The following is a 26,992-nucleotide window of genomic DNA, read 5'->3' on the forward strand; positions in this document are numbered from 1 at the left end:
GTTCATTGCTATCAGACTTCAGCTTATGGAGTCGGAATCGCTTCTCGCGACGGGGAAACAAACTGCGATCGTAAGTGATTCTCTTGGGCATTCGCAGGATTCACAGGGGTCATCACCTGTACAGCATTTCGCGCTTCGATCAGCTCAATTGCTCTCGTCACACTTTCTGGCAGAATCACCACTAAACTACCGGGAGTCGCAGTATCTAATGCAGCTTGAATTGCAGTGGTTTCATCTAGAATCGTTTCAAAGTGGGCATCGGGCTTGGTTTCCCTCAAACCTTGAGCAATCAGCGCTGCGGTATTGCCGCGATCGCGTCCACGATTGTCGTCGTCTTCTTTGATGATGATACGGTTGAACAAGTCGGCTGAGAGTTTGCCGAGTTGCACAAAATCTTCGTCGCGACGATCGCCAGGTGCGCCAACCACACCGATGCGCTCTCCTTCTTTCCAGTTCTGCACAAATCCACCCAACGCTTGATAGCTATGCGGATTGTGGGCGTAATCGATCAGCACATGGAACTCTCCGAGGCTGAATAGATTCATGCGTCCCGGTGTTTGTTTGGTGGAAGCTTGGAAGGTCATCAGTGCAGCGCGAATGTCCTCGATACGAACACCCTGAGCAAACGCTGCCAAACTTGCAGCGAGAGCATTCGCAATCATAAACGGTGCGCGTCCACCTAATGTTAAGGGCACATTAATCGCTTGCTCGATGCGTAATGTCCAATCGCCTTTGAGAATTGACAGATAGCCATTCTCGTAAACGGCAGCGAGTCCGCTGCGCTGAGTGTGCGATCGAATTAATTCATTCTGCGGATTCATCGAGAAATAAGCGATTTGAGCTGTGACTCGACTCGCCATCGCAGCTACTAGCGGATCATCAGCGTTCAGAACCACATAGCCTTTAGGAAGTGCTGCTTCTGCAACAACGCTTTTCACCCGCGCCATTTCTTCGATCGAGTTGATATCCCCCAATCCCAGGTGATCCGCCGCAACGTTAAGCACAACACCTACATCACAAGCATTGAAGGCTAAGCCCGATCGCAGAATTCCACCCCTGGCACTTTCGAGCACTGCAACTTCAACGGTTGGATCTTGCAAAATCAGTTGGGCGCTTTGAGGCCCCGTATTATCTCCGGGTTCAACCAGGTAATCGCCAATGTAGGTTCCGTCTGTCGTTGTGTAGCCAACCACTTGATTAGTTTGCTTGAAGAGGTGAGCAATTAGCCGAGTGGTTGTGGTTTTTCCATTCGTTCCGGTGATCGCAATAATGGGGACGCGTCCGTTCGTATGTTGAGGGAACAACATATCGATCACAGGTTCGGCAACATTGCGGGGAATGCCTTCGCTCGGTGAAACGTGCATCCGGAATCCAGGAGCCGCATTCACTTCGACAATCACACCATCCATTTCGCGCAGCGGCTTCGAGATATCCTCGGTCACGACATCAATTCCGGCAATGTCTAAGCCGATTATCTTGACGACGCGCTGCGCTAACCAGATATTTTCTGGGTGAATATCATCGGTACGATCGATCGCTACACCGCCCGTACTCAAGTTCGCTGTTGCTCTGAGATAGCAGATCTCACCTTCGGGTAGAACAGTTTCCAGGGTGTAGCCTTTTTGCTCTAGCAGCTCCCAAGAGGTGCGATCGAGTTCAATCTTCGTCAACACATTATCGTGTCCGGTGCCCCGACGCGGATCGCGATTGGTTTCATCAATTAATTCTTGAATCGTCGATCGACCATTGCCAACAACGTGTGCTGGAACCCGTTCAGCCACCGCGACCACTTTTCCATTCACGACTAACACTCGATGATCGCGCCCCTGATAAAAGCGCTCCACAATCACCGAGCGCGATACTGCTTTTGCCGCATCGTAAGCCGCTTCTGCTTGCTCCCAGTTGGTGATGTTAATCGTAATTCCCCGCCCATGATTGCCATTCAGCGGTTTAATCACGATCGGATATCCACCCACATCCTTGATCGCATCTTCTAGTTCATCGAGATAGTTCACGACTGTTCCACGCGGGACAGGCACCCCCGCCGATCGCAGCATTTGTTTCGTGCCTTCTTTATCCGACGCAAGTTCGACTCCTAAAATTCCCGTCTGATTGCTCAGCGTTGCTTGGATGCGTTTCTGATGTACCCCGAAGCCGAGTTGAATCATTGATCGCGCTCCTAGCTCCATCCAGGGAATATTGCGCGATTCGGCTTCTTTGACCAGCGTTTCCGTGCTGGGTCCTAATGCACATTCGGCAGCAACATTGCGTAAATCCTGGAGATCTTGTTCAAGCTCGTCTTTGGGATAGCGACCCGTTTCGACCAGCGTTTGGCAAATCCGAACCGCCGCTCTCGCGGCATAGCGCCCAGCACGTTCGTGGATGTATTCGATCGCAACTTGATACACCCCAGGTTCAGCCGTTTCACGAGTCCGCCCAAATCCCACAGGCATTCCTGTCAGCTCTTGAAGTTCAAGCGCAACATGCTCGATGATGTGTCCCATCATGGTGCCTTCTCGAACCCGCGCCAGAAATCCACCCCGGCAACCTGGAGAGCAATAGTGTTCCACCAAAGACGGAAGCAACTCGACCAATCCTTCATAAAATCCGGGAATTAGATGAGAAGGCGTTTCGGCGAGGTCTTCTAAATCTAGACGCATTAGAATGACCTTGTGGCGGCGAATGCTCCAGTAGTTAGGACCACGCAACGTCTGAACTTTCAATATCTTCATATCGCTTCAATTCTGGGATACAAGCTGGGGGTAGATGAGGGTCTTGAAATTAAAAGGAAATCAACCGTGAACACAAGTTTCAAGTTTCCGGCGTAAGCTGAATCAGTAGTTTGTAAAGAACTGGTTTCCTCGATCGTCGGAACTGAGAGCGGAGTTTCGTAACACAACGTAACTGTTCTACTGGGCACGATAGCAGAATTGCCGATCGATCAAGGTTAAATCAATCTGCGGCTGCGTGATCCCAAGATGACTGTTTGCGATAGTTTCGGATCAGCATCGTGCGCTGGCGCAAGTCAAATCGACAACCCGCGCTCAAAACGTGCAGCCGTAAATTTCCCATACAGAGCGGGTCGGTTTTTCCAATGTCCGCTTGATTGGTGTAGGTCATTTCGCTAGGGTCGATAATCGTCACGGCACCTTTACCAAGTACCTGAAGAATGCCATCGCCTTCAAACAGGGCACAGGTGTCTTCATCAATTCCAATGCCCAGCAGCGTCGGATGTGCCACGATCGCGCTCATCAGCCGTGCCATGCGATTGCGATTATGAAAATGCTGATCAACTAGAACTTCTGGGATAATGCCCAATCCCAGCGTCATATCGACCAGAGAATGATTCGGAGATTCACCACTACCGCCGCCCGCAATCATGTGATCACCCATGACGGCGGCACCCGCACTGGTTCCGGCAAGCGTAATTTGTCCCGCCTGCGCCCGCGATCGTACAATGTCCATCACAGGGGTATCAGCAAGCAATCCACAAAGCCGAAGCTGGTCGCCTCCAGTCAGAAACACTCCGGTACATTCGCTCACGTACTCTTGCAGTTCCGGCAAATCACCCTGAGCGCGATCGTCAATATTCAGCACCTTCGCTTCTTGTGCCCCCATGCCGATAAAAATAGTGTGGTAGCGATCGCCAATGACAAGGGGTTCACGCGAGGCAGACGGAATAATGGCGATGCGGGCATCACTCCCTCCTGAGCGCCAAAAGAAGTCACGGAGAATATCTCGACCGTGGAGTTTATCTTCTGCACCGCCGATCACCATAATTGCGGTATTGAGGGACTGAGGCATCTGCGGTTTAATCGATTGCAAGACTGACTCTAGCATGAAGGATAAGGAATATAGGGATGAACGATGAATGAGTGGCGAGAATTCGGTTTAGGATCAAACGGGTAGGATTGGCATGAGGGATTGAAGGTTGGCGATCAAATTTCGTATGACTTTCAATCATGCCAAATTATCAATTCCTTGTAACGCAATTTCGCTCTTTAAAATATGCGCTTCGATATTGTGACGTTATTTCCCGATTTCTTTGAGTCGCCGCTCAGTTCTGGGTTGTTGGGGAAAGCGTTGGCTAAAAATATTGCTGAAGTTCATTTGATCAATCCGCGTGATTTTGCGATTGATAAGCATCGGCGGGTTGACGATGAGCCTTATGGCGGTGGAGTGGGGATGCTAATTAAGCCGGAGCCAATTTTCGCGGCGGTGGAATCCCTCCCAATTTTACCGAGGCGCGAGGTGATATTTGTGACGCCCCAAGGGGAGCCAATGCAGCAATCCATGCTGAAAGAATTTGCCACAAACTTGGAGCAAATTGTCATCATTTGCGGACATTATGAAGGAGTAGATGAGCGAGTGATGAGTTTAGTCACTCGTGAGGTGTCGCTCGGAGATTTTGTGTTGACTTGTGGAGAAATTCCAGCGTTGGCATTACTAAATGGCACAATTCGACTGTTACCCGGTGCGATCGGTAAAGAAGATTCACTCAAATATGAAAGTTTTGAAGCCGGACTGCTCGATTATCCGCAATATACTCGTCCGCCTGTGTTTAGAGGATTAGAGGTGCCTGCTGTTCTGCGATCGGGCAATCATGCCGCCATCGATCGCTGGCGCACCGAACAACAAATCGAACGCACTCGGATTCGCCGTCCAGATTTATATGCTGATTGGCTGAAAGAATCTGAGCAAATCAAAAAAAAGGTCAATCTCGAATAATGTTTATCCAACCATTCCGCCTGCTGTGTGCCACGATCGCGAGTTCTGTCGTTCTGAACTCAGTTCAAATCCCGTTGCTGTTGCGCTCTGAACTGTTGATTGATTCTGCTGCCTATGCAGCACGCAGTGGTGGGCGGAGTGGAGGTGGCTCGTTTAGCCGTCCTTCGGGAAGTTCTAGTAACCGTTCTTCGGGAAGTTCTAATCGCAGTAGCGGCTCTGATTCCGGTGGCTCTGTGGCTCCTCGATCGGGTGGGTACTATGGTGGCGGGTATTATGGCGGAGGTTACGGTGGTAGCCACTCCAGCGGCAGTGCTGTTCTGTGGCTGATTGTGGGATTGATGCTCATCGGAGGAACAGCGCTAGCCATTTGGGTTTGGTTTATTCTCAAGGCAGGCAAGCAGGGAGGCGGCGAGCTTGAAAACGATGTCGTGACGGTGACAGAGGTTCAAGTTGGCTTACTTGCAGAAGGTCGCGCGATTCAATCGCAGTTAGCGGAGATTGTTCAACAAGCCGATACGGAGACGATCGAGGGACTTCACGCCGAATTACAAGAAGCGGTGTTGGCGCTATTGAGAATGCCGGAAAACTGGAGCCATGTCCGTGCAAGTTCGCAGACGGTGAAGACCCGCGAAGAAGCGGAGAAATTGTTTAATCAACAATCGATCGTAGAACGCAGCAAGTACACTACAGAAACGCTGACTAATGCGAGCGGTAAACTGGTGCAAAAAGACTTTGAGCTTGATCCAGATAAAGATCCTGCTTCTTACATTGTGGTGACGTTATTAGTCGGAACCGCAGACGATAAGCCTTTGTTTTCTGAACTCCGAACTACTGAAGCACTCACAGAAGTTCTGACTCAGCTTTCAAGCCTTAACATGGATTATCTGCTCAGGTTTGAACTGCAATGGACACCGCAGGTTGAAGGCGATAGTCTCACTTACGACGAGATGCTGATGGAATACCCCGAAATGCTGCAAATCTAAAGCGATGAAGCAATCCACAAATGTCTGGGATTACAAGCCCTGGTGGTGTCAGCCTTGGTCAATCTTGTTGACTGGGGTGGGATTGATTAGCGGCAGTTGGTTGCTGTTGCGATCGATTTGGGTAACAGCTTTAGTTGCAATTCCAGTCCTAACCTGGATGGTTTTCTTTCTCTTGATTTATCCAAAAGCCGTGGCAAAAAGTCTGGAGCAGGAAACTACAACCGATTAAATTCTGATAGTAGCCAGGCACCAACCTGGCTTTGATTTTGCTGACGACTGCGCTGGAGTGCTTCTTGAAGTAGTGCGATCGGTAATGTTGGTAGAACTAAAGACTCTGTAATCCGACGACTACCTTGATTTTCGATCGCAAATGCCAGAACGCGAACGTTTCTGACATCAAAAATCCAATACTCTTTTACCTGCAAATCCTCGTATAAGAGCCGTTTTTCACCCTGATCATCCGATAAGGAAGTGTTGGCAATTTCGATGACTAAATCTGGCGGAGGAAAGCGATCGAGATCGATGATGGCTGTTCCCCAAGGCACAATTTCTGCGTTTTCATTCAGGTAGTACGCTAAATCTGGCTGTGCTTCTCGAACACCTGCTTTGCGAAATGTACAGTTAGTCAGTCCTTTCGCGGGAATTTCCTTCAACGTACAAAACAATGTTACTGCAAAGTTTGCGATCGTGTTGTCCGCCGCATGATCGTGTCCAAGTGGGGGCATTTCAATCCTAAATCTGTGATCGTGATAATAACTTTTCGCCTTCTCAAAAGCTGGATTCTCGATCGTTTCTAAATATTCCTGCCAGCTTGCAGCAACCCAAGTCTCTGTTGGAATTTGAATGATGTTCATGATCAATCCAGGAGAACATAAGCATATGTTAGCGTTGATGAACCTGATTCAATGAGAAGAGGTGCAATGCCAAACTATCCCGGAATTTCGAGTGAAGCCTTTCGTCATCCGCTCGATCGACAAGCAGAACAAGCACTGCGGAGCGTACCCGGATTTGATCTGGTGGCTCGAAAGTTTGTGGAGTTTGTCTACGAACGTCCTCGCTACATCTACTTGATGGGTAACTCAGTTCAGGTGGGAGTTCGACAGTTCTCAACGGTTTATCAAATCTTTCGCGAATGCTTGCAGAGCTTAGATATTACACCTGAACCTGCCTTGTTTGTGTCACAAGCGCCATCAGTGAATGCGTTTGCACTTGGACAAGAAAAACCTTGCGTCGTGTTAAATAGTGCATTGTTAGATTTGCTCTCTGAAACCGAGCTCCGATCGGTAATCGCTCATGAACTCGGACATCTTAAATGTGGACATACGACGCTGACACAGATGGCAATGTGGATGAATTTTGCGATCGCAGGCTTAGCAGATCTCACCTTTGGTCTGAGTAACTTCATCAGTACGGGCTTAATGTTGGCGTTTTATGAATGGTTGAGAAAAGCAGAACTCTCCGCCGATCGCGCTTCACTCTTAGTAATGGATGAACTCAATCCAACCCTCAACGGCATGATGCGACTCGCCGGAGGTTCACTAAAATATGCTCACGAAATGAGCTTGGAGGAACTGATCAAGCAAAGCGATCGCTATCAAGCATTGGATGATGATCAATTAAATCAGCTCTACAAATTCTCGCTCTATAACGATGTATCAAATGGTGTATTTCTATCGCATCCATTTACGATCGAACGCATTCGATATTTGCAGGAGTGGGCAGCTTCTCCTGAGTTCCAAAACATCCGCCAGGGGAACTATGTACGAGTCGGAGCAGAAGGAGCCGTGAACGTTGAGCCGCACAACGAGGAAGCCGATCGGCTAAAGCGACAGATCGAAGAATTGCAGCGAGAAATCGATCGCATTCGACGATCGCAATAACTCAGCACTGGTAAAATCACTGCTTACAACCGTCAGTCTAATAAGTTACATACGATCGAGTGAATGTCTGCTACCATACAGCATTGGCTTATTTCTACGGTGTGAGGAAAAATGTTGAATCCTGTTCGCAACTGGAAGCTGTGGTTAGCAGCTCCAGCGGTTTTGTTTTGGGTGCAGTCGGCGCAAGCGTCCGAAAAACTGCAAGCTCCGGTCTTAGAAGCAACCCCGGCACAGGCGACTCCCGCCGAACCTGTTGCAGCCCACAAGCTCAAGCCTGACGCGAAAGACGTAACGCCTAACTTCGACTCAGTGAATAGCATTGCTGCACTGGAAGCAGATGCACCTGCAGCCGGAATGGAGCAAGTGACCTCAGTTTCTCAATTCACCGATGTTCGACCGACAGATTGGGCATTTCAAGCCTTGCAGTCTTTAGTCGAGCGTTATGGCTGTATCGCTGGATATCCCGATCGTACCTTCCGAGGCAATCGGGCAACCACACGCTATGAATTTGCCGCAGGTTTGAATGCCTGCCTCAATCGCATCAACGAACTGATCGCCGCTTCTACGGCGGATTTGGTTAAAAAAGAAGACCTTGCGACTCTGCAAAAACTGCAAGAGCAGTTTGCCGCAGAATTAGCAACGATTCGGGGTCGTGTGGATGCGCTCGAAGCTCGCACCACAACGCTAGAAAAACAGCAATTCTCAACCACAACGAAGCTCTCTGGTGGTCTATGGATTAACCCGACCATTGCGCGGAGTACCGGAGATGTGCGCTTTGAGGGGGTTCCCGGTTCAGCAGCAGATACACGATTTGCAGGAGCAAGAACGGCAGGTGGCGCACCGATTTCGGCGATCGCGCCCGATCCAGAGCCAACGCTCAGCTTCCTCACCTGGCTCACGCTCAACACCTCGTTCACCGGAAGAGATAGCCTAGTAACGCAGCTAGCAGCAGGCAATGGCATCTCTCCGTACAATCAGTACGCCTCGGCTGGATTCTTTAATGCGACGGGGGTTCCGTTCTTTGACCAAACCGCCGGAACGGTCAACGGACGCAGCGATATTGTGATTCGGGACTTTTTCTACACCTTCCCCGTTAACGAGGGGATCAAAGTTACGGTTGGGCCTCGGATTAACTGGTATCGCCATTTCGATGGCAACCGCTTCCTGAATGTCTTTGCGTCAGGTGCGAGCTTCGACACCTCAAACAGCACTCAGACCAACACCATCGATCGTGGCTCTGGACTGGTCGTAGAAGCACAACTCAGCCGTCAGTTCCGCTTGGCTTTGGGCTACTTAGGCGAGAACACCGAGTTTCTACCGTCTCAATTCGGCTTCAACACCTCAAGCAATCCGGCGTTTGGACTGTTCGGCGGCACTAACACGGCTTCAGCAGAACTGACCTTCTCACCCAGCGATACGTTTAATCTGCGCTTGCAGTATAACTACTCGCGGATTCAGGCATACGGTGGACAAGTCGGAGGCGCGATCGGTGAACCGATTCCTTATGGATATTTGGATGCAGGCCCAGGTTTCTCGGTGCTGCAACCCGATGGCAGCGTCACGGGCGGCGGACTGAAATATGCTTACGCCAGTATGTTTGGTGTGAACTTCGATTGGCTGGTTACTCCTGGAATTGGTCTGTTTGGTCGCTATAGTTTTGCCAATACGCGACTCAATCCGGTAAATGGTTTAGTGCGGACACAATCCTTTCAAGTCGGTGCTGCCTTCCCAGATTTAGGCAAGAAGGGCGCACAAGCGACAGTCGCATTCTTGATGCCGATGGATATTACACGGGGTCGTCAATTCTTCGCTTCTGGCGCTGGGGATGGTGGAACGCAGTATCAGCTTGAGGCTTCGTACTTCTATCCGCTCAGCAACAACATTGCGATCGTGCCAACGTTCTACGCGATTTTCAATGCCAACAACTTCAACAGCAACCCAACCGTCTATGTCGGTAACATTCGCACCCAGTTTAGTTTTTAGATTGGGTTGACGATTGTAATTCAATCGTTAATAAACGCGAAAACCCGTAGAGACGCGATCGATCGCGTCTCTACGGGTTTGTGGGATAAACGCAAAACTAAGATTGCGGCACCCAAACCGAAACCGATCCACCGTTACACCCGAACTCGCCCCAGCCTTCTGCATTGGTCGTCACAGGTTCTTGAACGTGTTCGGTGATATCGATATAGGTACGATCGGGCTGTCCCACCTCCATCCACTTACTGCCGCCGTCTCCGTTGCTCATCACCACTGCCATTCCGCCCGGATGCGCTTCATTTCCTAAGCGCGTCCAGCCGACCAAATTAGAATGATCAAAGTAGTTGTATTGATCGCCGTAAGCATACTCACGCCGCGCATACAGAAACTTATCGATCAGCCAGCGATGACAATCTAGCCACACTTCATGCTCGTTGCCATCGTTGCCATTATCGCGATAGTGCGCTCCATAATAATCAGGGTAAAACAGACAAGGATAGCCTTCGCAGCGCAGCAGAATCAGCGCATAAGCTAACGGCTTAAACCAAGGTTCGACGGGAGACTCTAGCGCCTGTAGCGGCTGAGAATCATGGTTCTCGACCATCGTCACTGCCAAAGCAGGCTGCTGCTGTACCAAGGTGTTATCAAAGATCTGGCGCATATCATAACTATCGCCCGATTGGCTTGCCACATGGAAGTTGAAGTGCAACGGCGCATCAAACAGTGCAACAGTTCCCTGAGTCGCCTCAATGAAGTAATGCAGCGCTTCCACTTCATACGACCAGTATTCACCCACCGCGAACAGGTTGCGCTGAGCGTACTGCCGCATGTGTTCCAGCCATTCCTGAAAGAACGGCGCTTTTACGTGCTTAGCAGCATCAAATCGAAAACCATCGACTCCGGTTGTGTCGAGATACCACTCACCCCAGCGCTTCAATTCTTCGCGCACTTCCGGGTGATTCATGTCGATATCGCAGCCCATGAGATAGTCAAAATTGCCTTTCTCTAGGTCTACATTGTCATCGAATTCTTTGCCCTTGAGCAGATACACCGCTTGTCTGTGTTTCTCATACTCGTCGTAGTCGATCGCGTCAAAGTGCCACCAGTGCCATTCCATCTCGGAGTATTTGCCGCCGCGACCCGCGAAGGTGAAATGCGTCCAAGCTTTGACGGGCTTGTATTCGCCGATCGCTTCACTGCGGTTGTCGGGACTCAATGGGGTTGCTTCAATTTCCTCTTGCTGATCGGCACCCATGCGGTGATTAAAAACAATATCCGCATAGACCCGAATGCCTGCTGCCTGAGCCGCTTTGATTGCGTTTAGGTATTCGTCTTTGGTACCGTACTTTGTCCGTACCGAGCCATGCTGCTCGAATTCGCCCAAGTCGTAGAGGTCATAAACCCCATACCCGACTTCATACTCGCCTCCGACTCCTTTATAAGCCGGAGGCAACCAGAGCGACGTGACCCCAACTTCTGCAAGTTCTTTAGACTTTTCTGCTAGTTCATTCCAGAATGTTCCATCACTCGGCAAGTACCAATGAAAGTACTGCATCATCACGCCATTCGGTTCAGACATATCCCGATTCCTTTTATCAAACTTAGAGTAATAACCTTAGAGTCCTAATGCGATCGCAAGCCTTTATGATCACGGCTTAATCTTTCGACATCCAGATTTTAAGGAAGGCTCCAGTTGATTTCTATCCACCGCAAGAGAAATCTTGACGAGGATTTTTTAAGTCTGAGTGTAGATTGGGCAGCAGATACGATCGTGCGTCAATCTTCGACAGCGGCTGCATTACTGCACGTCGCAACGATCCCCAGTACCGGAACTCGCGCAGTTTGTAATGTGTCTAACATTTGTCTCAGGTCGGCTTGATCCGTTTTACCCATTCCGGCAACGACGAGCATTCCGTTGGTGCAGGTAGCAAGCAAGCTACTATCGGCATAGCTCAGAAGCGGGGGTGCATCAAAAATCACCAGATCATACATCGCTTTGAAATAGTCATTCAAACGCTGCATCTTTTGGGACGATAGTAACCGAGTCGGATCGAGGGGCATTTTCCCACTGGTGAGAATCGAAAAATTGGTGCGTCCCAGCATGGGTTCATCGCCTCCGCTCACCGTGACTAGCGCTTCAAGCCGCTGAATGACATCTTGAGGATTCAAGCTCTGAGCAACCAGTTCGGTCAAGCCTTTACTGTTTGTAATCTCTAATCGTTCGGCAATCTCTGGGTGACGCAGATCCGCATCGACCAGTAACACTCGCTGTCCCATGGCGGCTGCCGCTTGCGCTAAATGCAGGGCAACCGTGGTTTTACCATCTCCGGGTGTCGCAGAACTAACGACCAGCGATCGCACTGGATGATCGGTATTCAGTAAGCGGAGGTTGGTGTAGAGCGATCGGAAGGCTTCAGTAAAGGCATTCCCCTCAGCGAGTTCGGTGGAGGCCTGCGCGATTTGTAGATCTTTCAGCACTTCGGGCGTTTTGACTTCATACGGAATTACGCCCAAGACCGGCAGCTTGGAGAGCCGTTTGATATCCGAAATGCGGCGAACTCGACGATCGAGTCGATCGGACAGCAGCGCTGCCCCCGATCCCAACAGCAACCCTGCCAGTGCCCCTAGAATAATGTTGCGCTGCGGCGAGTCCGTAGCTTGGCTAGGACGACTCGGTGGAGTAATCAGTTGCCAGGGAATGTCCTTTTGGGCGGCTTGCACTTGGAGATTCTCACGAGTGCCAAGCAAGCGAGTTAAACTTTCGGTCGCAACAGTGCGTTCACGATCGAGATCGGTAAAGATGCGCGTTAGAACAGGCAAGCGCTGCACTTCTCCGTTCCAGTAAGCGTCAGCGCGGTCTAACACCTGCCGCCGCGTTTCCAGTACCGAGAGATCCGAGGCGACTTTGGATAATTGATTGCCCAACACGCGCTGCGCTTCTTGCCGCAGGACTGGCACAAGACTAGCCCGCTGCTGCTGCAAGGCTCTCATTTCCACGGTGTCACCCTGAAAGCGCGTCGATTCGGTGGCGATCTTTGCTTCAAGGTCGCGCAGCTTGTTTAGAACGCCTTGATAAGCCCCATCAGCAGCAAGCGCTGCCCTCGCACCATCGCTCCCTTGGAGGTTGCCATACTGCCGCCGCATCTCTGCAATTTCCCTGTCGGTCTGGAATTTTTGCTGCGCGATCGATTGAACTTGTCCAGTGACTTGTCCTGCAAGCGATTCCGGCGCAATGAAGTTATTCTGCTGCCGAAAGGCTTGAAGCTGACGTTGCAGATTGTCTACCCGTTTGCGGGTTTCACCAATTTGACGATCGACAAAGGCAATGCCATAGCTGAGATTACTTTCACGCTCTTTCTGGCTGTATCTCAGATAGCCTTCTGCTAGTTTGTCGAGGACAAATTTGATGCGATCGGGATCAGAGTCGCGGTAGCTGACTTGAATTAGCTTGGTGTCGGCTGGGCGCTCGATCGTCAGCTTTTCCGCAAAGTTTTCCCTGGCGATTTCTGGGTAGCGCTGGGCGATTTGCTCGGCGATCGGTTGCAGCAGCTTCGCGCTTTTCAGCACCGCAATCTGGGTCTCGTAACTGACGTTGTCTTGATTGGAGGACGGAGCCGATCCCAAGGGATCGCGGTCTTGCTGGTTTTGAAGGCTGACCGGTTCAATCAGAAGCTGGAACCCGCTTTCATAAGTGGGTCGCTGATTCCATGAGATTGCCCAAGCTGCAGCAGTCGTTGCAGCAGTCACGCCTGCGATCAGCGGAATTTTGCGGCGCAGTGCTTCTAGCAGTTTCCCCGAATCTTCGTCAGCTTGTGTGGAGTCAGGCACCAGCAAGTATTCTGGAGCGTGGGGAACTTTGCCGTTTTTTTCGGAGGGAGAGAGCGGTGTTTTAATCTGGTTTTCCATGAAAGCACCTAAAGAAAAATCGAGGGCGAACAGCACCGAAAATAAGCAAGAAGACCAGCGCCTTCACAGGTGACAGAAGCGTTGAGTAACAACCTTTACAATCCAAATAAGAATCGGAACGGCAAGACTTGAAGCACAGGCCCGAGAACGTTGTTGAGCGTATCGCCTGTTTTTGCAAGCCCATTACGATCGATCACCAGCACGTCACCGTCTTTTAACAGCGGATTGCCTTTTTCATCGATTCCGCGTGACAGGTCGATCGAGACATTTTGACGACTCACAGAGCCATTTGGATTGAGCCGTACCAATTCCACCCGACGACGATTCGCTTGGCGCGTAAATCCACCTGCTGCAAGCAAGGCTTGATTCAGTGGCGTATTCATCGGCACTTCGACTTGACCGGGCTTCTCAACTTCGCCAACTACGGTAATCTTGACCGATCTCGGGGCAAAGCTGGCATCACCGAGCTGTCTCGCTTCTTCTGAGTTAAGCGCGAGTGCGGTTGGAATCTCGATCGTGTCGCCCTGCTGCAACACTAGATCCTGCTTGAGATCACCGGATCTAAGCAATTGCCAGAGATCGACGCTGATCGTTTGAGGAGCGCCGCTGCGGGTGTTGCGACGAACTTTGACTTCCTTTAAATTGGCAAGCTGTTTGATGCCGCCTGCTTCTCGAATTGCGCTAGAGAGCGTGGGAGTTTGGTCTTTAATGATGTAAGGACCTGGACGCGCTACTTCGCCAACCACAGCAACATTAACGGGTTGAGTCGCGCTGATGCTAAAGTTGGCATCTGCCATTTGTGCAACTTCAGCTAGATTGACCGAATTTGCCGCCGGAATGAAAATCGAATCTCCATCGCGCAGAGACAAATCTTGGCGGATATTACCCGTGGTAAACAGTTCCCACATATTGAGGCGAATTTCCTGACTGCCGTTGCGCCGCACGACCACCTGGCGCGCATCTGCAGAGCGATTCATGCCACCTGCCTCGCGAATCAGTTTCGTCACGGTGGGAAATTTTCCACCCTCGCCAAACGACAGCGCATAGGTTCCGGGCTTGCCGACTTCACCGGCGATCGCCACGTTGACAGGACGGGCGCTGGTCAGGCTGACATCCACGGTGGGGGCTTTGAGCAGGCGGGAGTAACGAGCGGCGATCGCGCTTTGAGCCTGACGGATCGTTAATCCGGCGACTGAAACGTTGCCGACCCGGTGCAGATTCAGTGTTCCATTCACAAGGACTTGATATTCCTTGCTGTACTCTGGCACGTTGAAAATCTCGACGCGGATGCGATCGCCCGCACCCAAGGTGTAGGAGTCAGTATCCGCTGTATCTACATCAGATGAAACGGCGATGGGTGGAGTTGCAGGGGGTAGAGGACGGCTTGCAGGCGTGCTGTTGACCAGTTGAGCCGAGTCGCTAGCGTTCAGGATCGGTAATGGAGCCGAGGTGGGAGCCTGAGCGACCAATTGAGATTTCTCGATCGTGCTGGCTCTGAGCAATTGCCGATGAATATAGGTGGCAGCATCGGCGCGGGTCACGATGTCTTTCGGACGTTTTAGCGATGCGATCGCGCTCGATTTTGTGGCTGCCTGTTTGGTGATGCTTTTGAACTGAGCATCGGTGATGGGGGCATCCGGTCGGAATGTCCCATCGCTGTAGCCTTTCATGATGCCTTGCTGCATTATTGCCGTGATGCTGGGCTGGGCGCGATGACCCTGCACATCCTTCGGAGCGCCTGTTGGGGCTTTCGGAGCAGATTGATCCGGGCTGACGGCAACTTTAGGCGGCGGCGGGGGAAGCTTCAGGGTTTGCTCGATAATGGTATCGATCGGCAGTTGGTTCACATCGGTCACGCCCAGATTGGGCAAGGATGCAGTAACGGTTGGGGGCGGCGGCGGAACGATCGGTTGATTCGCTGGGACTGCGGGCTTTGCGATCGCGGTTGGATTTGAGATCGTGGGGAGCGCAGAAAACAGGCTTTCTGGCTGAGAAAGCGCGACTCGATCGGGAAGGGGTGCGGCTGGGGGAGCGGAGTTTTGCTTAGCGTTAGATTTATTAGGCGGTGTGGCGCTCGGAGTCTTTGCATCGGAGCGGGCTAGCTCTTGAGCCACGACTGCTGCAAAAGCACCCAAAGCGAGGAGTGATACGCGAGTCGGCGATAACTTCAACTTCATAAGCTCACAGGAGGATATAAACTCGGCTATTGAGAGTGCGCGGTCAAAGAGAAGCGCAGGGAATTTCTAGGCAATTTCGATGCACACGACTACTGATACGGTAATCTTCCGGAGGAATCAGGACAAAATCATGAATGTTGCTAAAACAACATCAGAAATTTTGCGGGTTGTTAGCGGGATCAGGGCAAGAGAGGGGTGTTGTTTTTGCTGGCGAGATTGTGGATTGTGAGCTAGAAGTTTGATCTCTATGGCGACGGGTGCTGCCTGCGAAAAATGGCGAAATTCTAGCCTTGAAGAGTAAATCAAGGAATTACGGGTAGATTTGACAGAGCTTAGTGCAGCAATTGAAGGAACGCACCTGAGTTATCCGTATAATCACTGCAAAGATTTCGTTTTACCAGGCTCTACTGCAATTTTTATTTCGTCTCGCTGAATTCACGCTCTAATAAAGAGACTGTGAAGCATGGGTGGCTTGTATGCTTCAAGCAGTTGTGGAGTTTTCATCATCAGGAGTTCGATCGTGAAAAGATTGTGGATCGCAAGTTTAGCCTTGTTTGGATGTGGCGGCTTGGGGTTGTGGTTTGTTTATTCATTGATTCCGTCCGCTCCGGTTTCATCACAATCCACGCCAGAGGCAACGACCTCTCCTGCTTCTACGCCGATCGTTGAGTTGCCGAAGTACCAGCGCTATTCTCTACCCAATAGCGATATTCATACGGTAACGATTTCGCCTCGGAGTCGGTTTAAAGTGTCGATCGCGGTTTCTCCAACGCTTGAAACGGTGGAAGAATTTGCCCAACTCCAAAAGGCGATTGCGGTTCTCAATGGCGGTTTCTTCGATCCTAAAAACGCGAAAACGACTTCGTATGTCACTAAAAATGGAAAGGTTGTAAGCAATCCAGAGCAAAACGATCGGTTAATGCAGAATCTGGATCTTCAGCCTTATTTGCCGCAGATTTTGGAGCGATCGGAGTTTCGCAGTTACCAGTGTGGTGAGCAGGTGCAGTATGCGATCGCGTCTCGATTAGAGAAGGTTCCGTCGGGTTGTAAGTTGATCGATGCGATCGGGGGAGGCCCTCAGCTTCTACCAGAATTTACTGCGACTGAAGAGGGGTTTGTTGATCCAAACGTGGGACGAGACTCGATCGGTGTGAATCAACGGAATTCAAGAAGCGCGATCGGAATTACGCAAGACGGATCGGTCGTGTTAGTCATGGCAGCCCAGAGAGCGGATGCACCGCAGAATTCTGGAATGTCGGTGCAAGCGATGGTGGGATTTATGCAGCGATTGGGAGTGAAGCAGGCGTTGAATCTCGATGGCGGCTCTTCTTCTGCGCTGGTTTACCAAGATCAAACGTTCTATGGCAAAGTGGATAAAGCGGGAAAGCCCGTTCCAAGAGCCATTAAATCTGCCATTGTTGTGCATGAATAAGCTGGATTATGCGATCGCCACGCAAGCCCTAAAATCCGCAGACCCAAAACTGGGTGCGATCATTGATCAAGTTGGAGTCTGTACGCTTGATCAAGCTCAGCATTTAGGTGGATTGCTGGATTCGCTGGCACGATCGATTATCTATCAACAGCTTTCGACCAAATCTGCAACTGCAATCTATCATCGCTTTCTGCAACTTTATCCAAGCGGGATGAATGCAGAAGCGATTTTGGACACACCCGATGAAATACTGCGACAAGTCGGATTATCACGCCAGAAGATCATTTACGTGAAAGACTTAGCACAGAATGTTTTAACAGGTTTACCAACGCTGGAGGAATTGCAGCCGCTAGATGATGAAACCATTATTCAAACGCTAACGAAAATTAAAGGCATCGGGCGCTGGACAGTTCAGATGTTATTGATTTTTCGGCTGCATCGTTGGGATGTGTTACCCGTCGATGATTTAGGTGTTCGATCGGGCATTCGTCGCATTTATGAATTAGATGAATTACCCGATCGCAAAACCGTAATGAAAATTGGACAAGCTTGGAAGCCATATTCGACGATCGCCAGTTGGTACTTATGGCGAAGTTTGGAGATTAGCTAAATCCCGATCGTTAACTTCCAACCGTTGATCATCCCGGTATCGTTTGGAATGGCATCTACTACTTTTAATAACCAACGTCCCTGCGTCGATTGTCCTAGCATTCTTCTTAGTGTTGGCGTTGTTTGTAGAGAGTACGATCGATTCAATACCGTTTGCCGTCCCAGCGTTCGACCTTGCAATAATACAGTCTGTCCCGAAGGTGCGATTAAACTGACTTCGATATCACCGAGATAATCGTGCGTGATATTAACGCTAACTTGAATATCTTTGACTGTTGTAGCGTCATTCATCTGAATTGCACTGACGACTCCTGAAGAATTATTATCAGGAATCATTACCATATTGTTATTTTCACCAGAGATTGATCGAGCTACCATTAGCGGAACTCTTCTTGCACTTGCAGCTTGAACCGCCTTTGCAGCATTCACTTTCCCGTAGCCAAACCAATCACATCGCCCATTTGCATCATAGGTTCCTTTACGCAACCCAAACTGCGGATCAGGATCAGGATCAACAATTTTATCTGCGGTTTGCTGCAAGATTTGCCGAACTTCTTGCGCGGTTAAGTCTGGGTTTGCCGACAACACTAACGCTGCCACACCTGCGGCTAATGGACAAGCGCTCGATGTACCACCAAAACCGTACGTAAAATCGCCCTGATCATAGCCATCATTGCCGCGTCGATCGGCGGTCACAACTCCCAATCCCCGCAGTGCAACTCGAACCTCTGGTGGTGTCGCCACATAGCCAACTCCTGCAAGTCCCATTCCTGGGGGCGCATTATTGCTGGGCGCACAGATTGAAACCTCAGCACCCCAATTGCTATAAGCCGATTTTTTGTTCAAGCTGGTCGAGGCAGAAACGGTGATCACGTCTGGATGCACAGTGAAACCGCCGAACCACCGAGTATTGCCACTGAGCGCATTGTTGCGCCATCCGGCTTCGTTAATGGTGCCGTTTGTCGGGCGATTGGCATTTCCAGCAGCAAATAAAATGACACAGCCTTTGCCGTCGCGCCCTTCGGTAGCAGCGCGAGTAATCGCGGCGCGTTGTCTCAAAGACAGGGGGTAATTGACCGCACTCGGACCCCAACTGCAAGAAATCACCGATGCCCCACGATCGACCGCCCAAGCGAATAAATCTTCGATCGTTTGATCATCCAAAAATCCAGTCGTCCGAATCGGCATCAATGCACAGCCCGGAGCGGCTCCCACAATCCCGAAGCCGTTTTCTTCTGCAACGGCAACCCCCGCACAAGACGTTCCATGATCTTCGCCTGGTTCATCTGGGTCAGGGTCGAAGTCTTTGCCTCTAAAGTCTCGCGGTGCAACAACCTTGCCCAATCCTTGAAAGTCGGGATGATTCAAATCGACGGCATCATCCATGACTGCAACCACGATCGATCGGCTGCCTTTGGTAATGTCCCAAGCTTGCTCTGCAAAAACGTGCGATCCAGGTGCTAAATCTGATCCGCCTGAATGATTCAGGTGCCATTGCTTCGAGTAGAGCGGATCTTTGGGGCGATAGTATCCCTGCTGACGCACAATGATGTTCGGTTCTGCGGTCAGAATCTCCGATCGCGTAATCAATCGGTTGGTAATTTTGAGCGGGTTTTCGGTTGAATTTGCGGTGAGTTGAAAAACGAAAGTATTGGGAATTCCGACAATTTGTTTCACCTGTTCTAGAGCGAATTCTTCAGCGATCGAGCGAATCACATCAGGACTCACCGCCGGATCAAATTGAACCGTAATTTGGTTCGTGACGTAGAGCTTTGAGCCAGGATTGTCTTTGATTTGATAGACATGGCTCGCGTAGTTTACTTGCTCTTCTGAGCGCACCTGGTTTAGTACCTGAACTTTCTGATTCGGAGCAACGATAAATTCTGTGAGTTGAGGCGGGGCGGCACCGGGATTAATTTGGATCGGGGCTTTATTGACCAAATCCCAGGCTTGCTCTTTAGAAGTTGCGTTTACAGCGAAGCGATCGTCGAGTTTTTCAACCAGTAACTCTTCACCGCCACGTTGAAGAATTCTGTCGCGATTTTCTTCTGGAATGCTGGCATTTCCTTGGGATTGTGAGGGGTTCGTCATCGCACTTCTCCAACGCTTTCTAACTCATATTTCACCTGCAATCTGTCCGACTCCTAGATTGCTTTATTGTTTTTAACATCCAGTCTGCGGGAACCCTGAAATCGTGCTGTATCTCTTAAGTATGTGCCCGTCAAGCCTGAACGATAATTATGAAATCGAATCGTTTGCAGTTGTTTTTTAGTCTGGCAGTGTCCACTGTGATCCTCATGCCACTCACAGGCTGCACGTCTTCCTCAACCACCGAATGCCAACCGGATGCTCAGGGTCGAGTGCCGCAAAATTGTGCGTCTCGTGGAGGTTCAAGCAGTTATGGCGGGTCATCTTATCGATCGGGCGGTGGCTCATCTGGTGGTTCAGAGGGAACCGGAGTTTCGGGTCGATCGTCGGGTCGGAGCGGTTTCGGCAGTTTTGGTGGAGGGCGTGCGGGAGGATGAGTAATCCATTTCACGGGATGGAGCGCGATCGCTTCTTCCAACAAATCCGAATGCCTTGGTACAACCTGGCAATGATGAATGCGACTTCTGATATTCCAAGTCCTTATGCGCTATATCACTGTCATCCAGTGACAGAAGACCAGGTGATCAGAATGAAGCGATCGGCGGAACGAGTCGGAGCCGTGCTTGCCCATCTTTGGACAGTAGTGCGCGAATTCGACGAGGAAACCTTGCTTGAATATGGATTTCCCGAAGAAACTCTTCGAGTAATTCAGTTCGATCAATTAGCTCCATTTTGTATGCGGCTCGATTGGTGCTGGAATGAGAAAACGCAGGTGTATAAAGTCATCGAAGCGAATGTGCAAACGCCAAGTTTTTGGTTTGAATGTCTCGAAGGCAATGCCAAAGTTGCAGAGCATTTTGGATTTAAGCCACCAGAACTCGGATTGCAATCTGTGCTGAGCTATGCCATGAGCCAACAGCTTCAACGCGCCGCAGATTGGCTTAAAAAACCACTCGAACACTGTCAAATTGCCTTAACCACGCTGAACAACACCGAAGATATGGGAACGATGCGCTGGTTAAGACCATTCACGGCTGAAAATTGTCGAGTGTTTCCGATCGAGGAACTAAAAATTAAAAATCATCAATACTTATTTCACGAAACAACCGGAGAACCGATCAATATCTTATTCATGTGGTATCCGGTCGAGTGGGTGATTCACGATCGCGATGCCGAAGGGAGAGAACTTTGGTCGGCATTGGAAGAATTGATTCTGAAACGAAAGGTTGCGATCGTTAATTTCGCGTCAGCTTTCGCACTCCAGCCCAAGAGTATCTTTGCTTTAATTAGCGATTTAGGCTTAGATTTCTTCCCATCAGAACTCGCTGAAACGGTTTACGATCTCTTTCCAAAAACCGCTCAAACTTCAGATGAAATGGGCGATACTTACTTTGCAAAACCCGTTTTAGGACGACAAGGAGAAGGCTGTTTTTCAATGATTCGGGGTGAAGTTGGCGTAGAAAGTTCCAATCAAGATCCTTGGTACACGAATCAAGATTACGTCTATCAAGAATTACTCGATTTCCCCACGGTTGGAATTGCTGAGAAATCACTCACCGCTTTGTGGAGTACCTGGCTATTTAACAATGGAGACGATCGCTTCATTGCGGGCGGGGTTGGATTGCGCGTCTCCGAAGGCAAAATTACCGATGATTACTCGTATTGGTGCCCGATCGGCGTTCCTGTTTAACCTCTAAGGAACAAAACGAGCCACTGGGCTTCATTTGAAGAAAATGGATCTTGCAGTGATAAGATCCGAGAGTTCCGAGTTGTCCTATTAGCATTCTGCAATTATTCATGGCTCATCTGAGAACGATTCAACCCCTTTCCATCTCTGGCATTCTTTCGCTCTCAATGCTTGCAGGTGTAATGTTCCAAGTGCCGTCTGTTCAGGCTCAATCGACCAAGCCTGCATCTGGACAAGCTCGCCCGATCGATCCCAATAGCCCGAATGTGGTGCGTCCAACGGCGGCTCAGAGTGATGGTTTACTGAGTATGCAGGGTGGACAACGGCTGATGAATGAAGCGGATCAAGCCGTCAAATCGCAGAATCTACCCTTGGCAATGAAGAAGCTGCAAGAAGCGCGGCAAGTTTACAATCAGTTATCTAACTTCTATCAAGAGTTGACAGCGAGTTTCTCTGGCATTGATACCCGTGTGGCAGACAGTCAGCGCAAAAAGGCTTTAGAAGCAGCAGAATTGCGGGATCAATCAACCTATCGTTTGGCATTAGTGCATCGGGCAATGAACCAATCTGAATTAGCAGTTCCGCTTTTGGTGCAAATTATCCGAAGCCAGCAGCCGACTCGCGATTTGGGTAAACAAGCCTATCAGCAATTGCTAGAACTCGGCTTCGTGGACGTGCAATATCCACGAACTGCGGATCAGCCAGCCAATCGATAAGGGATCTGGGCGGTTTCTTAATCGCCCAATTTTTTATTTAAAGGTGTTGAAACGCTAGATCACACGATCGTCTGATCCAGCCTTTGAAATCACTTCTTTTGTCTATCCAAAGGTGGATCATTCTAATCAGTTGCGATTAGCGATTTAGCGGAACAAGCTCAATCTGTCTCCGAATTTATCCATTGTTTGAGCAGCCGAGCGACGATCGCGGGCTGTTCCAAATGTGCTAAAACACCTGACTCTGGCACAACTTCAAATCGCCGAATTGCTTGTGGATTTGCCGCTGCAATGCGTCGCCCTAAATTGACATCGGTAAATAGGGCTTGATTTCCCCAGACGATCGCAGTCGGTGTGTTTAATTGCGGCAAATAGAGCGACAAATCGAAGTACAAATCGCCCCGCAAAAATGACAGCGCAGCGTATTCTGCATTTGATTTTCGAGCCGATTCTAGATAGGCATTAACTATTTCTGGTGTAATCCGATCTCGATTTGCAAACAGGAAGTTCTCTAGAAAATTCCGTACTGCCAGGTCATTTGTTGCACCGATCGTATAAATAATTCGATCCAAAATTGGCGTATTGATAATATCCAAGGGAATTCGTCGCCCTGCATTCTGTCCAAAATCATCAAATCCAGAAGGACAGACGAGAAACAGCGATCGCACCAGTTCCGGTCGTTGTGTCGCTAACCGAATTGCCAATGCTCCTGTAAGTGAAGCAGCAACCAACGTGACAGGCTGATCTGATATTTTTTCTAAGAACTCTGCGACCATCATCACATAATCTTCGGGTCGGTAATCGCGGGCGGGATGGCTCGAATCTCCCCAACCTATTAGATCAGGCGCGATCGTTGACTCAAAGAAGGGATAAACTTTTGACCATTCATACGCTGAAGAGCCACCCCCGAAGCTGTGAAGGAATACGATCGGCGTTTCGGTGATTCCTTGCGCCTGCGTGTAATATGCGATCGTGCCTAAGCTGGTTTGAGTAAACTTTTGCCCGAACCCTGGAGGATGAAATTTCAGCATATGGTGTCGATCGCAGAAAACATCCTCTTCATTACAGCAAATTCTACAGAAGTAGAAGATTCAACTTTTGGTAGAACCTTCACGCAATGCTGCTTCTACTGCACGACCTCACACTTCATTCATTCAAGCATTAATCTTTTCCCCACCTTAAACAAGCTCACAATATCACTCCAAAGAAGGTCAGCACGAATGGGAGTCTCGAAAACGGCTGTAAGGTCTTCGTTTGTTTTCGATTGAGCTTCATACTGATTCTAATGTGATGTCAATTTACGATATCGCTTTCTTACAGTGTCAGATCCAGTGTCCGATCGCTTTTCTTAGAATGAAGAGAGTTCCGCTGATTTGGAGAACGTTATGAATGAACAACGGACTCAATGGGATTTGGGTCGATTTGTGCAAACTTTAGAGTATTTTGAAGCAATTCCCGTTGTCAGTTGGCTGCAAAAAATGTTTCAACCTCGTCCCAATCCTCAGCCTGCGCTCAACAATCAGGTTCTATTCGATTTCAGTGATCCGACGATCGACCTGCACAACACTTGGGGCGCTCTCGATGATGTGGTGATGGGCGGCGTGAGTGATAGCGGTGTTCGTCTGGAAAATGGAGTCGCTGTTTTTTCGGGGAATGTTTCGACGGCGAATTCGGGTGGATTTGCTTCGATTCGGACGCGCAATTTTGATCCGGCGATCGATCTGTCTGCATTTACCGGAATCGAACTGCGAATCAAAGGAGATGGGAATCGCTATAAGTTTTTAGTGCGCGATGATGATGGCTGGGATAGCGTCGGCTATTCTCATTCGTTTGATACGGTCGCAGAGGAATGGATCACCGTGCAAATTCCCTTTGCTCAACTCGTTCCCGTCTTCCGGGCAAAAACGCTATCGAGTGCGAAACCAATCTCTGCAAATGTGATTCGCTCTTTTCAATTGATGCTGAGTAAATTTGAATATGATGGCGCATTGAATCCACGATTTAATTCTGGATCATTTCGCTTAGAAATTGAGTCGATCGTAGCTTATTAGTAGGAGAACCTAATGCGTTTATTACACACCATGCTTCGTGTCGGAAACCTAGAAGAGTCGCTGAAGTTTTATTGCGATTTACTGGGCATGAAGCTTTTAAGAAAAAAAGATTACCCCGGTGGAGAGTTCACTTTGGCATTTGTCGGCTACGGGGCAGAGGCGGATACGGCTGTGCTTGAACTTACTTACAACTGGGGAAAAGACAACTATGAGCTAGGCGATGCTTACGGGCATATCGCGATCGGAGTCGATGATATTTACGCGACTTGTGAGGCGATCGCTCAACGGGGCGGAAAAGTGACGCGCCAACCGGGGGCGATGAAACATGGCTCTACGGTGATTGCCTTTGTTGAAGATCCAGATGGCTACAAAGTTGAACTGATCCAACTTGGCACACAAGGTTCAGCATCGGAAAAAGCAGCAGCCACCGCAAATGCTTGATTGAGGCGACTCTAAGCGGGCTGTTATAACTATGAAGGTTGCAGCCCGTGAGGAGAAAAGTGCGTGAAACAGGTGAAATGGTTCTGCTTCGGCTTGAGTAGTTTACTCATCGTGGCTGCTCCTGCTTGGTCACAACCTACGATCGAGCCAGACGACGTGATGGATCAAGTCACGTCTGTTTCTGAATTATCGGATGTGCGTCCGGGCGATTGGGCATTTGAAGCGGTGCGATCGTTGGTAGAACGCTACGGAGTGTTGAGCGGATATCCGGATGGTACCTTTCGCGGCAATCGCCCTTTGAGCCGTAACGAGTTTGCCGCCGCGATCGCAACCGTCATCGGCAGAATCGAAGAACAACTCCTTGCTGGAAATGAAAACACAACGCTCAGGGAAGATATCCAGACGATTCGGCGCTTGATTGCGGCTTACGGGAATGCGTTCTCTCAATTGCGATCGCGAGTTGACAACATCAACACTCGGATTACGACTCTTGAACGACAGCAATTTTCGACAACCACAAAGCTAGACGGACAAGTTTATTACGTGCTAACTGATGGCACCAGAGCGAATGCAACTGTTTTGGCGCGTGTTCGGCTGAATTTACTCACCAGCTTTCAAGGGAACGATCGCCTCGTCACGCAACTTGAGGCAGGCAACAATGGCGGAGATGCGATCGCTCTGGCACACAACGAACGCCAAAACTTACTTGGAACTACGGGAGTTTTAGCAGATGGTGGTGGACTTGATCCGGTCGAAGCAACTCCTCAACTCAAAATTCGTAAGCTCTATTATGCGTTTCGTCCGGCTGAGAACTTAGAAATTGCCGTTGGCTCGAATCTACCGCCGAGTGATTTTATCGATCGCAATAGCTTCGCCAATCAATCCGGGCAAAATTTCGGCTCTAGTTTCTTTGCCAACAATCCATTGATTGTGCAAAACGAGGTCGATCGCTTTGGCGGAGCGGGTGCCGCGATCGCTTGGTCGCCCGATCGTAATTTCACCTTCAGAGCGCTATACGCCGCAGCAGATTCCTCAAATCCTAGCGCGGGATTGTTCCGCGATCGTTATCAAGCCAGTGTGGAAGCAGAATATGCAATTCCAAATCAGCCGATCAAGGTGCAATTGCAATACACCAACGCAGAGATCAATGGCACTCAGATCAATGCAGCAGGTCTCGGTGCAGAATGGGCAATTCAACAGCGCTTTGGTGTGTTTGGCATCTTTGGACGCTTGGGAATCGGCAGCTATCGCGGATTTAATCCTCTGCTACAGCAAGATCTCGATCTAAATCCGAAAACTTGGACATTAGGCGTTTCGTTTCAAAACTTCCTCATTCCTGGGTCAAAAGCCGGGTTAGCGATCGGACAACCCTTCATCACCGATCGCTTAGGTAACGCGACTCAAACAAACTTTGAAGCCTTTTTCGGACTGCTGCTCAACGATCGCTTAAATGTCAGCCCCTCGGTGATCGTTGTGACGAATCCCAACAATCGCGCTAGTCCAACGCTCGTCGAATGGTCGTTGCGAGTGCTTTACGGGTTCTAAAGTCGCGTGACATAGTACAGTGATCAATTGATAACTTGTACAGGAATAAATGGTATGAATGCAGACCCCGTAACAATGATGAAACAGCAAGTCGGTTATGCGGCGGCTGCCAAAGTGCAATCGAATACGATCGTCGGTCTCGGTACAGGTTCGACCACCGCTTATGCGATTCAAGCGATCGGCGAGCGATTGCAAGCCGGTGATCTGCAAAACGTTAAAGGGGTTCCGACTTCGTTTCAAGCGATCGTTCTAGCCCGTCAGTTCGGCATTCCTTTAACTACGCTCGATGAGATTGAAAAAATTGATATTGCGATCGATGGTGCGGATGAAGTTGATCCACAGAAGAACCTGATTAAAGGCGGTGGTGCGGCTCACACGCAAGAAAAGATTGTTGATAGCTTGGCGGATCAATTCATCGTTGTGGTTGATAGCGGCAAACTGGTGGAGCATCTCGGTTCTACCTTCTTGCTTCCAGTTGAAGTGATTCCGATGGCAGTAACTCCGGTGATGAAAGCGATCGAAAAGCTCGGCGGTAAGCCTCAACTAAGAATGGGTGTGAAAAAGGCGGGGCCTGTTGTGACCGATCAAGGAAACTTAGTTGTGGATGTGAAGTTCGATCGCATCGACAATCCCGCTGACCTAGAGAAAGCACTAAACAATTTGCCCGGAGTTCTTGAGAACGGCTTATTTGTGGGTGTTGCCGATGTGATTATGGTCGGAGAAGTCAAAGACGGACAGCCAAGCGTCAGAGAGTTCTAATCCTGAAGTTGAG

22 protein-coding genes are annotated in these 26,992 nt (G+C 49.7%); 14 read left to right on the top strand and 8 right to left on the bottom strand.

Annotated elements, in window-relative coordinates:
- Window positions 1–23: 23 nt before the first annotated feature.
- Window positions 24–2,732, bottom strand: a complete 2,709-nt coding sequence (gene cphA, locus NC981_RS02535; RefSeq protein WP_348241391.1) for a cyanophycin synthetase — start codon at window positions 2,730–2,732, stop codon at window positions 24–26.
- A gap of 220 nt (window positions 2,733–2,952) precedes the next feature.
- Entirely contained in the window at window positions 2,953–3,840 is an 888-nt protein-coding gene (locus tag NC981_RS02540; RefSeq protein ID WP_348241392.1) for a cyanophycinase, read from the bottom strand.
- 168 nt (window positions 3,841–4,008) lie between these two features.
- Between NC981_RS02540 and trmD the strand changes: the two genes are divergently transcribed.
- From trmD to NC981_RS02555, 3 genes are read left to right on the top strand one after another with little or no spacing between them, the layout of a single operon-like run.
- Window positions 4,009–4,728: a tRNA (guanosine(37)-N1)-methyltransferase TrmD gene (trmD, locus tag NC981_RS02545; protein WP_348241393.1), complete on the top strand. Its 720-nt coding sequence runs from the start codon at window positions 4,009–4,011 to the stop codon at window positions 4,726–4,728.
- On the top strand, window positions 4,728–5,711 hold the full coding sequence (locus NC981_RS02550; protein ID WP_190378525.1) for a DUF1517 domain-containing protein: 984 nt from the start codon (window positions 4,728–4,730) through the stop codon (window positions 5,709–5,711). Before trmD ends, NC981_RS02550 begins: the two co-directional genes overlap by 1 nt.
- Window positions 5,712–5,715: 4 nt before the next feature.
- Window positions 5,716–5,940, top strand: a complete 225-nt coding sequence (locus tag NC981_RS02555) for a DUF6737 family protein (protein WP_348241394.1) — start codon at window positions 5,716–5,718, stop codon at window positions 5,938–5,940.
- Here NC981_RS02555 and NC981_RS02560 read toward each other — a convergent pair.
- Window positions 5,927–6,565 carry a Uma2 family endonuclease gene (locus NC981_RS02560; protein WP_348241395.1) on the bottom strand — a complete coding sequence of 213 codons (639 nt, stop codon included), beginning with the start codon at window positions 6,563–6,565 and terminating at the stop codon, window positions 5,927–5,929. The two genes, NC981_RS02555 and NC981_RS02560, sit on opposite strands and share 14 nt — an antisense overlap.
- Window positions 6,566–6,631: 66 nt before the next feature.
- On the opposite strand from NC981_RS02560, the gene NC981_RS02565 reads away from it, so the two are divergent.
- Both NC981_RS02565 and NC981_RS02570 read left to right on the top strand, forming a co-directional pair.
- Window positions 6,632–7,591, top strand: a complete 960-nt coding sequence (locus NC981_RS02565; protein WP_348241396.1) for a M48 family metallopeptidase — start codon at window positions 6,632–6,634, stop codon at window positions 7,589–7,591.
- A 111-nt stretch (window positions 7,592–7,702) separates the two neighbouring features.
- Window positions 7,703–9,574 (top strand): iron uptake porin, encoded by a 1,872-nt coding sequence (locus tag NC981_RS02570; RefSeq protein ID WP_348241397.1) that lies wholly within the window; start codon window positions 7,703–7,705, stop codon window positions 9,572–9,574.
- A gap of 97 nt (window positions 9,575–9,671) precedes the next feature.
- On the opposite strand, the gene NC981_RS02575 is transcribed toward NC981_RS02570, so the two are convergent.
- The 3 genes from NC981_RS02575 to NC981_RS02585 all read right to left on the bottom strand — a co-directional run bounded on the left by NC981_RS02575 (window position 9,672) and on the right by NC981_RS02585 (window position 15,654).
- Window positions 9,672–11,150, bottom strand: coding sequence for an alpha-amylase (locus NC981_RS02575; RefSeq protein WP_348241398.1), 1,479 nt, complete (start codon window positions 11,148–11,150; stop codon window positions 9,672–9,674).
- Window positions 11,151–11,347: 197 nt separating this feature from the next.
- Window positions 11,348–13,477 (bottom strand): AAA family ATPase, encoded by a 2,130-nt coding sequence (locus NC981_RS02580; protein WP_348241399.1) that lies wholly within the window; start codon window positions 13,475–13,477, stop codon window positions 11,348–11,350.
- 95 nt (window positions 13,478–13,572) lie between these two features.
- On the bottom strand, window positions 13,573–15,654 hold the full coding sequence (locus NC981_RS02585; RefSeq protein WP_348241400.1) for an SLBB domain-containing protein: 2,082 nt from the start codon (window positions 15,652–15,654) through the stop codon (window positions 13,573–13,575).
- Between the two features lie 520 nt (window positions 15,655–16,174).
- On the opposite strand from NC981_RS02585, the gene NC981_RS02590 reads away from it, so the two are divergent.
- Both NC981_RS02590 and NC981_RS02595 read left to right on the top strand, forming a co-directional pair.
- Window positions 16,175–17,086, top strand: a complete 912-nt coding sequence (locus NC981_RS02590) for a phosphodiester glycosidase family protein (protein ID WP_348241401.1) — start codon at window positions 16,175–16,177, stop codon at window positions 17,084–17,086.
- Entirely contained in the window at window positions 17,079–17,696 is a 618-nt protein-coding gene (locus NC981_RS02595) for a DNA-3-methyladenine glycosylase (protein ID WP_348241402.1), read from the top strand. Before NC981_RS02590 ends, NC981_RS02595 begins: the two co-directional genes overlap by 8 nt.
- Here NC981_RS02595 and NC981_RS02600 read toward each other — a convergent pair.
- Window positions 17,693–19,786 carry a S8 family serine peptidase gene (locus NC981_RS02600; RefSeq protein WP_348241403.1) on the bottom strand — a complete coding sequence of 698 codons (2,094 nt, stop codon included), beginning with the start codon at window positions 19,784–19,786 and terminating at the stop codon, window positions 17,693–17,695. The two genes, NC981_RS02595 and NC981_RS02600, sit on opposite strands and share 4 nt — an antisense overlap.
- A gap of 149 nt (window positions 19,787–19,935) precedes the next feature.
- Here NC981_RS02600 and NC981_RS02605 point away from each other — a divergent pair, with 149 nt between their 5' ends.
- The 3 genes from NC981_RS02605 to NC981_RS02615 all read left to right on the top strand — a co-directional run bounded on the left by NC981_RS02605 (window position 19,936) and on the right by NC981_RS02615 (window position 22,186).
- Complete coding sequence (locus NC981_RS02605) at window positions 19,936–20,220, top strand: hypothetical protein (protein ID WP_190378536.1); 285 nt, start codon at window positions 19,936–19,938, stop codon at window positions 20,218–20,220.
- Window positions 20,217–21,473 (top strand): glutathionylspermidine synthase family protein, encoded by a 1,257-nt coding sequence (locus NC981_RS02610; RefSeq protein WP_348241404.1) that lies wholly within the window; start codon window positions 20,217–20,219, stop codon window positions 21,471–21,473. The genes NC981_RS02605 and NC981_RS02610 overlap by 4 nt, the downstream gene beginning before the upstream one ends.
- A gap of 107 nt (window positions 21,474–21,580) precedes the next feature.
- Entirely contained in the window at window positions 21,581–22,186 is a 606-nt protein-coding gene (locus NC981_RS02615; protein WP_190378538.1) for a hypothetical protein, read from the top strand.
- A gap of 158 nt (window positions 22,187–22,344) precedes the next feature.
- On the opposite strand, the gene NC981_RS02620 is transcribed toward NC981_RS02615, so the two are convergent.
- The gene (locus tag NC981_RS02620) at window positions 22,345–23,214 is read right to left on the bottom strand and encodes an alpha/beta hydrolase (protein ID WP_348241405.1); all 870 of its coding nucleotides are present in this window, start codon (window positions 23,212–23,214) and stop codon (window positions 22,345–22,347) included.
- Between the two features lie 354 nt (window positions 23,215–23,568).
- Here NC981_RS02620 and NC981_RS02625 point away from each other — a divergent pair, with 354 nt between their 5' ends.
- The 4 genes from NC981_RS02625 (at window position 23,569) to rpiA (ending at window position 26,979) form a co-directional block, all read left to right on the top strand.
- Window positions 23,569–24,234, top strand: a complete 666-nt coding sequence (locus tag NC981_RS02625; RefSeq protein ID WP_348241406.1) for a CIA30 family protein — start codon at window positions 23,569–23,571, stop codon at window positions 24,232–24,234.
- Window positions 24,235–24,246: 12 nt separating this feature from the next.
- On the top strand, window positions 24,247–24,675 hold the full coding sequence (gloA, locus tag NC981_RS02630; protein ID WP_348241407.1) for a lactoylglutathione lyase: 429 nt from the start codon (window positions 24,247–24,249) through the stop codon (window positions 24,673–24,675).
- A 63-nt stretch (window positions 24,676–24,738) separates the two neighbouring features.
- Window positions 24,739–26,220 carry an iron uptake porin gene (locus NC981_RS02635; protein ID WP_348241408.1) on the top strand — a complete coding sequence of 494 codons (1,482 nt, stop codon included), beginning with the start codon at window positions 24,739–24,741 and terminating at the stop codon, window positions 26,218–26,220.
- Window positions 26,221–26,274: 54 nt separating this feature from the next.
- Complete coding sequence (gene rpiA, locus NC981_RS02640) at window positions 26,275–26,979, top strand: ribose-5-phosphate isomerase RpiA (RefSeq protein WP_348241409.1); 705 nt, start codon at window positions 26,275–26,277, stop codon at window positions 26,977–26,979.
- Window positions 26,980–26,992 lie beyond the last annotated feature (13 nt).

The sequence above is a fragment of the Leptolyngbya sp. DQ-M1 genome (genome assembly GCF_039962505.1).
Classification (GTDB): Bacteria; Cyanobacteriota; Cyanobacteriia; order Leptolyngbyales; family Leptolyngbyaceae; genus Leptolyngbya.

Bases quoted from the DNA above. Each gene is read 5' to 3' on its own strand.
- NC981_RS02625 (WP_348241406.1), top strand. From the start codon at position 23,569: ATGAATGAACAACGGACTCAATGGGATTTGGGTCGATTTGTGCAAACT.
- trmD (WP_348241393.1), top strand. From the start codon at position 4,009: ATGCGCTTCGATATTGTGACGTTATTTCCCGATTTCTTTGAGTCGCCG.
- NC981_RS02615 (WP_190378538.1), top strand. From the start codon at position 21,581: ATGGCTCATCTGAGAACGATTCAACCCCTTTCCATCTCTGGCATTCTT.
- NC981_RS02600 (WP_348241403.1), bottom strand. From the start codon at position 19,786: ATGACGAACCCCTCACAATCCCAAGGAAATGCCAGCATTCCAGAAGAA.
- NC981_RS02605 (WP_190378536.1), top strand. From the start codon at position 19,936: ATGAAATCGAATCGTTTGCAGTTGTTTTTTAGTCTGGCAGTGTCCACT.
- NC981_RS02570 (WP_348241397.1), top strand. From the start codon at position 7,703: ATGTTGAATCCTGTTCGCAACTGGAAGCTGTGGTTAGCAGCTCCAGCG.
- NC981_RS02580 (WP_348241399.1), bottom strand. From the start codon at position 13,477: ATGGAAAACCAGATTAAAACACCGCTCTCTCCCTCCGAAAAAAACGGC.
- NC981_RS02610 (WP_348241404.1), top strand. From the start codon at position 20,217: ATGAGTAATCCATTTCACGGGATGGAGCGCGATCGCTTCTTCCAACAA.
- NC981_RS02575 (WP_348241398.1), bottom strand. From the start codon at position 11,150: ATGTCTGAACCGAATGGCGTGATGATGCAGTACTTTCATTGGTACTTG.
- NC981_RS02620 (WP_348241405.1), bottom strand. From the start codon at position 23,214: ATGCTGAAATTTCATCCTCCAGGGTTCGGGCAAAAGTTTACTCAAACC.
- NC981_RS02550 (WP_190378525.1), top strand. From the start codon at position 4,728: ATGTTTATCCAACCATTCCGCCTGCTGTGTGCCACGATCGCGAGTTCT.
- cphA (WP_348241391.1), bottom strand. From the start codon at position 2,732: ATGAAGATATTGAAAGTTCAGACGTTGCGTGGTCCTAACTACTGGAGC.
- NC981_RS02560 (WP_348241395.1), bottom strand. From the start codon at position 6,565: ATGAACATCATTCAAATTCCAACAGAGACTTGGGTTGCTGCAAGCTGG.
- NC981_RS02555 (WP_348241394.1), top strand. From the start codon at position 5,716: ATGAAGCAATCCACAAATGTCTGGGATTACAAGCCCTGGTGGTGTCAG.
- rpiA (WP_348241409.1), top strand. From the start codon at position 26,275: ATGAATGCAGACCCCGTAACAATGATGAAACAGCAAGTCGGTTATGCG.
- NC981_RS02595 (WP_348241402.1), top strand. From the start codon at position 17,079: ATGAATAAGCTGGATTATGCGATCGCCACGCAAGCCCTAAAATCCGCA.
- gloA (WP_348241407.1), top strand. From the start codon at position 24,247: ATGCGTTTATTACACACCATGCTTCGTGTCGGAAACCTAGAAGAGTCG.
- NC981_RS02540 (WP_348241392.1), bottom strand. From the start codon at position 3,840: ATGCTAGAGTCAGTCTTGCAATCGATTAAACCGCAGATGCCTCAGTCC.
- NC981_RS02585 (WP_348241400.1), bottom strand. From the start codon at position 15,654: ATGAAGTTGAAGTTATCGCCGACTCGCGTATCACTCCTCGCTTTGGGT.
- NC981_RS02565 (WP_348241396.1), top strand. From the start codon at position 6,632: ATGCCAAACTATCCCGGAATTTCGAGTGAAGCCTTTCGTCATCCGCTC.